The sequence below is a fragment of the Streptomyces sp. NRRL B-24085 genome (assembly GCF_001282115.1).
Classification (GTDB): Bacteria; Actinomycetota; Actinomycetes; order Streptomycetales; family Streptomycetaceae; genus Streptomyces.
The window spans coordinates 1-6,935 of the sequence record NZ_LJBR01000579.1 but is presented as its reverse complement, the minus strand read 5'-3'; the positions used below and the strand labels follow the sequence as shown (position 1 = coordinate 6,935).

The window sequence follows — 6,935 nt, the reverse complement described above, 5'->3', positions numbered from 1 at the left end:
CCGCCGCGGTCGGCCGGGCCTGGCCCCCGGGTGGCTCCCGGCCGGCGACACGGATCTGACAGCGGGAGAGCACACGTCTGCCTGCGCGGTAGAAGCCCTCCAGCCCCCGTCCCGTCAACTGCCCCTGTTCCGTGGAGATGGCGAGGCCCGGAAGCGCCACGCAGATGATGACGGAGTGGGCCGGGGGGAGTTCGGCCAACCCCCTGGGAGCCGAGAAGGTGTTCTGTGGGGGCGGGCCGGGCGGGACGAACGAAGGTGGACGGGAAGAACGGCTCCCCGTCGGAGGCGGAGACCAGCCCTGCCTGGTCGCGAGGCCTTCCCCCGGCAGGCGCGCGCTGCGCGGTGTGGACGGACGGCTCACAGGCGCTGCCGGCGGAGACGGCTCACGGTCCCATGACGGTGAAGGCATGGTGGCTTTCCTGGCCTCTCCCGGGGTCGGGTTCCCGTGGTGTTCCGAGGCCGTCGAGGTGTGCTGGGTACTGGTCGGGAACCTCGGCTCAGGCCCGCCGATGTCCGTGGCGCGCACCGCCGGGCCGGTGGTTCCTCTCCACCCCGTCGCCGGCGCGCCGAGGGCGGGGCGTCCGTCGTCGGTGGAAGGCGGAGTCGGCTGATGCAAGGGGTGCTTCCTCTGCGCTCTGCGCGGCTCTGGGGTGTCAGCCGCTCGGTGCGGGGCTCCTGAAGGACATGGGCGGTACGGCGGTGGGGTCCGGTTGGCGGTTCCGCCACTCAGGTGAACGGGACGGGCCTGTTCAGGGTCACGCCCCCGGGCCCGGAATCCGACCGAACGGCGGCGGCCCGGAGCAGCTACCCGGCGCCACAGGCGTGACCACCCGCGCGCGACCCCCTTCCAGCGGTCGCTCATCCCTCCTCCTCGGTGGCACCGCCTCCGGACCTTGTGCCCTCCGGTCGACGAGCGACGTCCTTGCCCGTGGTGCGGCGGACGGCACCGGGACGTGTACCGCGGGCAGATCGGGAGCGAGGGCGGGATTCCTCGGCGCAGGGTTCGTGCCCCTCCGCACTCATGGGTCGGGAGCCGGCGTCGGTGCGAGCGCCGGGACGTACGCGCTTGCGCCGGCGGGAGGCTGTGGCGGGTTGCGGCGTCGGCAGAAGCGGATCGGCATTGGACGGGGGTTGCGTCAGCGCGTCCTTGGTGTCGGACGGGCACGGCAGCGACGTGTCTCCGGCGCCGGACGGGCAAAGCGGTGACGCGTTTCCGCTGTCGGACGAGCAAGGCGGCGACACGTCTCCGGCTTCGGTGACCCCCTGACTCCGGACAGGACCAGGCAGAGATGCCCCCTGACCTCCGTCAGCGCCAAGCGGAGACGCTGCCTGGCTCCTGTCAGAACCGGGCGTGTCCGGCCACGTCATGTCCTCGGCCGTATCCGTGTCCGCGTCCACGGACTGATCGGCCTCCGACCGCGCCCATCCATTACGGTCCTCGCGGCTCTCGCGCTCCGCGCGCAGACAGCGGCGGATGGCTTCCGGATCGAGCCCCTCGTTGCAGGCCTGGTGCAGAAGTCGGGCGAAGAGATAGCTGGGATCTGCGCCGAGAGCCATGGCCAGCGCCTCCCTGGCCTCGATCTCGTCACCCGCGGACCAGGCGACCCAGCCGGCGAGAGTGAGCGGTGCCGCCGCATGCTCGCCGTAAGGTCCGACGCACCGGCGGGCCAACGCGCGCCACAGACGCAGGGCGGGCCCTGCCTCCTCCGCTTCCATCCACTCGGCCGCACGGTCCCGGGTGGTGCGGTCCTGCAGACCGAGGATGAGGTGCGCCGCGTCGTCGTGCCCGAGCAGTTCGTCGTCGCGCAGGTCGGCCCGGAGTGGGCCCGTCACAGGTGATGCCTCGGCGAAGCGTGCCATGGTGCGCCTGGCCAGGCGCAGCGTCTCCTCGGCCACGGCCGCCTGGCCCACCTCGTCGAGCATCCTGGGGACCAGGGCCATGCCGGCGGTGTCCAAAGCGACCTCCTGTTCCAGCGCGGCCGCCGTCTCCCAGGGCTGCAGCCTGGCCCGCAGCTCGCGCAGTGTGCCGCGCACCTGGAGTCCGGCGTACGTGGCCGCTGCGGCGAGCACCGATGTGCCAGGCAGCCCCATGGGAAGTCCCTCCGCGGGGCAGCAATCCTGGCTCGGACAGCAGTACGACCAGTAGCGGCCGTCGGAAATGCACAACGCCTCGATCACAGGGACGTCGAGTCGGCCGCACTCCGTGCGCAGCAGCCCGGCGAGCGGGGCGAGCCGCTCCGTGATCTGCTTGCCCGTCTCACCGGGTCCCGGCTCCTGACAGATGTAGGCGACCATCTGCTCGGGGCGCGCCCCCCTGCGCTCGCTGCCGGTGATCAGGCCGTGCGCGAGCTGCCGGGCCACTGCCGGCCAGTCGTCCTTGTTCGCGGGAATGCCCAGCCGGGCCCGTCCTCCGAACCGGCCGCGGCCTCCCCGATCGTGCAGCGCGACCAGGACGATGCTGTCCTCGGGCCGGTATCCGAGCAGGTAGGGAAGGGCGTCGGCCAGTTCGCCCGGCGTCCTCAGAGTGACCTGGTGTTCGGTGCCATGCGCCTCGAATCCGACCCGGTCGCCGATCCCCGAGCCACCGTGGCTGTCCGAGCTGTGGCTGTCCGAGCTGTGGCTGTCCGGCCCGTGGTTGTCCCGCCCGCTGCTGTTACGCCCTTCGCTGTTCCTCCCGCCGTACCCTCCGCCGGCACTGCTGCTGCACCCTTCTCCGTTCCTCCCGCGGTTCCCCCCGTAGTTGTTCGGTCCGTCGCTGTTCCCCCCGCTGCCGTTCCGTCCGCCGCCGCGAACGCCGCCGTGCCGTTCGCTGTCGTTCCGTCCGCTGTTGTTGCTGTTTGCGGCGGGTCCCGTCATTTCGCTGTGGTTCGTCATGCGCAGACGATCTCGCGGATCTCAGCGTTCCGCTTGGGCCTGTGGATAAGTCCGATCAGGGCCACGACAAGCCACGACGTGCCCCGTCCCGTCGTCCACAGCCGGGCCGCCGAGCCGCCCCGTTGTCGGCGGCGTCCTGTTGTATTGGGGGCATGACGCACATGAGCAAGACGGAGCTGCGCGAGGCTGCCGACGGGATCCTCGTCCGGCTTGTCGGGGACAGCACCGGGTCGGCGCGGCTGCGCGAGGACCAGTGGCGGGCGATCGAGGCGCTGGTCGCCGACAAGCGCCGGGCCCTGGTCGTACAGCGCACGGGGTGGGGCAAGTCCGCGGTGTACTTCGTGGCGACCGCGCTGCTGCGCGAGCGAGGCGCCGGGCCGACCGTGATCGTCTCTCCGCTGCTCGCGCTCATGCGCAACCAGGTCGAGGCCGCCGCCCGAGCCGGCATCCACGCCCGGACCATCAACTCCTCGAACCCCGAGGAGTGGGAGACCATCCGCGCCGAGGTCGCCGCGGGGACGGTGGACGTGCTGCTCGTGAGCCCCGAGCGGCTCAACAACCCGGACTTCCGCGACAACGTCCTGCCCGAGCTGTCCGCCGCCACCGGCCTCCTCGTCGTCGACGAGGCGCACTGCATCTCCGACTGGGGCCACGACTTCCGCCCCGACTACCGCCGGTTGCGCACCATGCTCACCGAGCTGCCCGCCGGGGTGCCGGTGCTGGCCACCACCGCCACGGCCAATGCCCGGGTCACCGCTGACGTGGCGGAGCAGTTGGGCACCGGCACCGGCTCGGACGCGCTGGTCCTGCGCGGTCCGCTCGACCGCGAGAGCCTGAGCCTCGGCGTGCTGCAACTGCCCGACGCGGCTCACCGGCTGGCGTGGCTCGCTGACCACCTGGACGACCTGCCGGGTTCCGGCATCATCTACACCTTGACGGTGGCCGCGGCCGAGGAGATCACCGCCTTCCTGCGACAGTGCGGGCACACCGTCGCCTCGTACACCGGCAAGACGGAGAACGCCGAGCGCCAGCAGGCCGAGGAAGCCCTCCTGGCGAACAAGGTCAAGGCGCTGGTGGCCACCTCCGCGCTCGGCATGGGGTTCGACAAGCCCGACCTCGGCTTCGTCGTCCATGTCGGCTCGCCCTCCTCCCCCATCGCCTACTACCAGCAGGTCGGCCGCGCCGGACGAGGCGTCGAGCACGCCGAGGTGCTGCTCCTGCCCGGCCGCGAGGACGAGGCGATCTGGTCCTACTTCGCATCCGTCGCGTTCCCGCCCGAGGAAGCCGTACGACGCACCCTGGACGCCCTCGCCCACGCGGACCGTCCCCTGTCGCTGCCCGCGCTCGAACCGCTGGTGGAGCTGAACCGCACGCGCCTGGAGATCATGCTCAAGGTGCTCGACGTGGACGGCGCGGTCCACCGGGTCAAGGGCGGCTGGATCGCCACGGGAGCGCCCTGGTCGTACGACTCCGAGCGCTACGCCTGGGTCGCCAAGCAGCGCGCCGCCGAGCAGCAGGCCATGCGCGACTACGCCACCACCACAAGCTGCCGAATGGAGTTCCTGAGGCGGCAGTTGGACGACGAGCAGGCGGCTCCCTGCGGCCGCTGCGACAACTGCGCCGGCCCGCGATTCACCACCGACATCTCCCCGGGCGCCCTGGACACGGCCGGTGGCTCGCTCGCCCGCGCGGGTGTCGTGGTGGAACCCCGCCGCATGTGGCCCACGGGCCTCCCGGCCATCGGCGTCGACCTGAAGGGCCGTATCCCGCCCGGCGAACAGGCTTGGCCGGGCCGGGCTCTCGGCCGGCTGTCGGACATCGGCTGGGGCAACCGTCTCCGGCCGCTGCTCGCGCCCCAGACTCCGGACGCTCCCGTCCCCGACGACGTGGCGAACGCCGTCGTGACCGTGTTGGCCGACTGGGCGAAGTCGCCCGACGGCTGGGCCTCCGGCGCCCCGGACGCACCGGCCCGACCTGTCGGGGTGGTGACCGTTCCCTCCCGCAGCCGGCCCCAGTTGGTGCACTCGCTGGGAAGTCGGATCTCCACCGTCGGACGCCTCCCCTTCCTGGGGTCCCTCGCGTACACGGACCACTCCGACGATCTTTCCCTGCCCCGTTCCAACAGCGCTCAGCGGCTGCGGGCCCTGCACGGGGCACTCGTCGTGCCCGAGCCTCTGCGGGAGGCGTTGCAGGCGGCGGAGGGTCCCGTACTGCTCGTCGACGACATGACCGAGACCGGCTGGACCCTCGCGGTCGCCGCCCGGCTGCTGTTGCGGTCAGGCGCCCAGGGGGTGTTGCCTCTGGTGCTGGCGGTACGCGGTTGAGCGGGCGCCGCAGACGTCAGTGCTCCGCGCGTGGCCCGATGTCGGTCAACGGTCACCGGGCTCGGAGGACTCAGGCGTCGCCCGGCAAAACACTGGGTAGGGATATATGCCACGAAGCGTCTGATTCGGGTCGGCGAGCCCAATTGCTCGTTGCCGCAACCAAGTTCGACAGGAAGAATTGAGGTCCGCTCCCCGCACGGCCTCGTCCGTTGACCGGTAGGGCTCTGCTGCGGTGCGCGCTCCCCCGAATCCGACCCCGCCCGCCGTATGGGCGCGTAGCCGAAGGGAGGACCGTGACCTTCGGATTCGCTCCGTCCTCCGCGGCGTCCACGTCGTCAGCCGACCTGTCCGCCGCATCCGCCAACCCTCTGGCCCGTCTGCTCGAACCCGCCGAGTGGGCCGAGGCCGGCATCCCGCTGCTGCGCAACCCGCGCGAGGTCGTCAGCGGACTGCACTCGCGGCACCGTCCCAAACCGGCGACCGCGATCGTGGCGGTCCTCGACCCGGACGAACGGCTGCGGGCGAGCGCCTCGTTCACGCGTCGCCCGGCACCGGCTGACGGCTGGATGTTCCGGAACACGCTGTTGGCCCAGCTGCGCCGGGTGATCCCGCACGACCTGCGGCGCCGCACCCCCGTGCGGACCGCCGTGCTGCTCTACTGCCGTGAGGGCGACGCGCGTTGGACGGAGGAGGACGGTGCGTGGATGTGGGGGCTGCGTGACGCCTGCACGCTGCACGGGCTGCGCTGCGGGGCGTACATCACGCTGACGCGCGACGGATGGCAGGTGCTCGGCGAGGGACGCGGCGGACGGCGGCCGAACGCGGACTCGGAGCCGGAACCCTTCGCCACGTCCGAGTCACCGCCCATGCTGCCGCGCACCGGTGGCGCAGCCTCGGAGGTCCTGCGCCGCGTGGCGGCTCGCTGAGGTCAGGTCCCAGTCACCGGTTCTTCGGCCGTACGTCGGTGACGTACGGCCCCCGGCGTGCTGATGACGCACGGCACCTCGCGTGTCGGGCACGGGCGTCCCCGAGATGACGTTTGCGGCGGGCACACTCCGCTGGATCGGGAACGGCGGGTAAAGTCCGGGTCTTCGGCCGTCCGTTCAGACGCGGGCATGCCGAAGGACTCGCCGTGCAGGTGCCGCGCGAGCGGCACCTTTCCTCACCCCCCGGGTCCTTCCGGACCCACTGAAACCGGCTCAGACGCCTGCGCCCAGCACCGAGTTGATCAGTTGCGGGTCACCGCAGACGATCAGCAGGGCACCGGCCCGGGCGTGGGCCAGAGGCAGCGCCTCGGCGACAGCCGCGGCGGAACCCCCGTTGACGGCGACGACGACCACCGGACGGGACACGGCACGCGAGGCGGCGGTGGCGTCCGCGTAGAACACGTCGTCACCGGCGTCGTGCTGGGCCCAGTAGGCGGCCTCGCCGAAGGACAGCTCATGAGCGGCCCAGGGATGCTGGTCGCCGGTGGTGATCACCAGCACCTCACCGGGGGCACGGCCCGACTCCAGCAGGAGATCGACGGCTTCCTCGGCAGCGTCGAGCGCACCGGTGGCCGAGGCCGGGATGAGCTGGATCTGCGGGGCCGCCGAAGCCGGGACCGGAGCAGGGGAAGAGGTGGCTGCGGGGCCCGGCACTGCGGGCTTGGCCACGGCCACGTCGTGAGGCGTCCGCTGCACCGGCGGCGCGGGCCGCAGGGGGCCGGGGCGACCGGGGCGTGGCGGAGCCACGGGG

4 protein-coding genes are annotated in these 6,935 nt (G+C 72.2%); 2 read left to right on the top strand and 2 right to left on the bottom strand.

All coding sequences use genetic code 11. From position 1 onward, the window contains the following. Nucleotides 1-858 precede the first annotated feature (858 nt). Entirely contained in the window at nucleotides 859-2,874 is a 2,016-nt protein-coding gene (locus AOJ26_RS39765) for a DUF4192 domain-containing protein (RefSeq protein WP_053853211.1), read from the bottom strand. A 152-nt stretch (nucleotides 2,875-3,026) separates the two neighbouring features. On the opposite strand from AOJ26_RS39765, the gene AOJ26_RS39760 reads away from it, so the two are divergent. Continuing rightward, entirely contained in the window at nucleotides 3,027-5,198 is a 2,172-nt protein-coding gene (locus tag AOJ26_RS39760; RefSeq protein WP_053853210.1) for a RecQ family ATP-dependent DNA helicase, read from the top strand. A 293-nt stretch (nucleotides 5,199-5,491) separates the two neighbouring features. Beyond that, nucleotides 5,492-6,124, top strand: a complete 633-nt coding sequence (locus AOJ26_RS39755; protein ID WP_053853209.1) for a hypothetical protein — start codon at nucleotides 5,492-5,494, stop codon at nucleotides 6,122-6,124. 273 nt (nucleotides 6,125-6,397) lie between these two features. Here AOJ26_RS39755 and AOJ26_RS39750 read toward each other — a convergent pair. After that, a partial coding sequence (locus AOJ26_RS39750; protein WP_234358795.1) for a hypothetical protein occupies nucleotides 6,398-6,935 on the bottom strand: 538 nt, incomplete at its 5' end.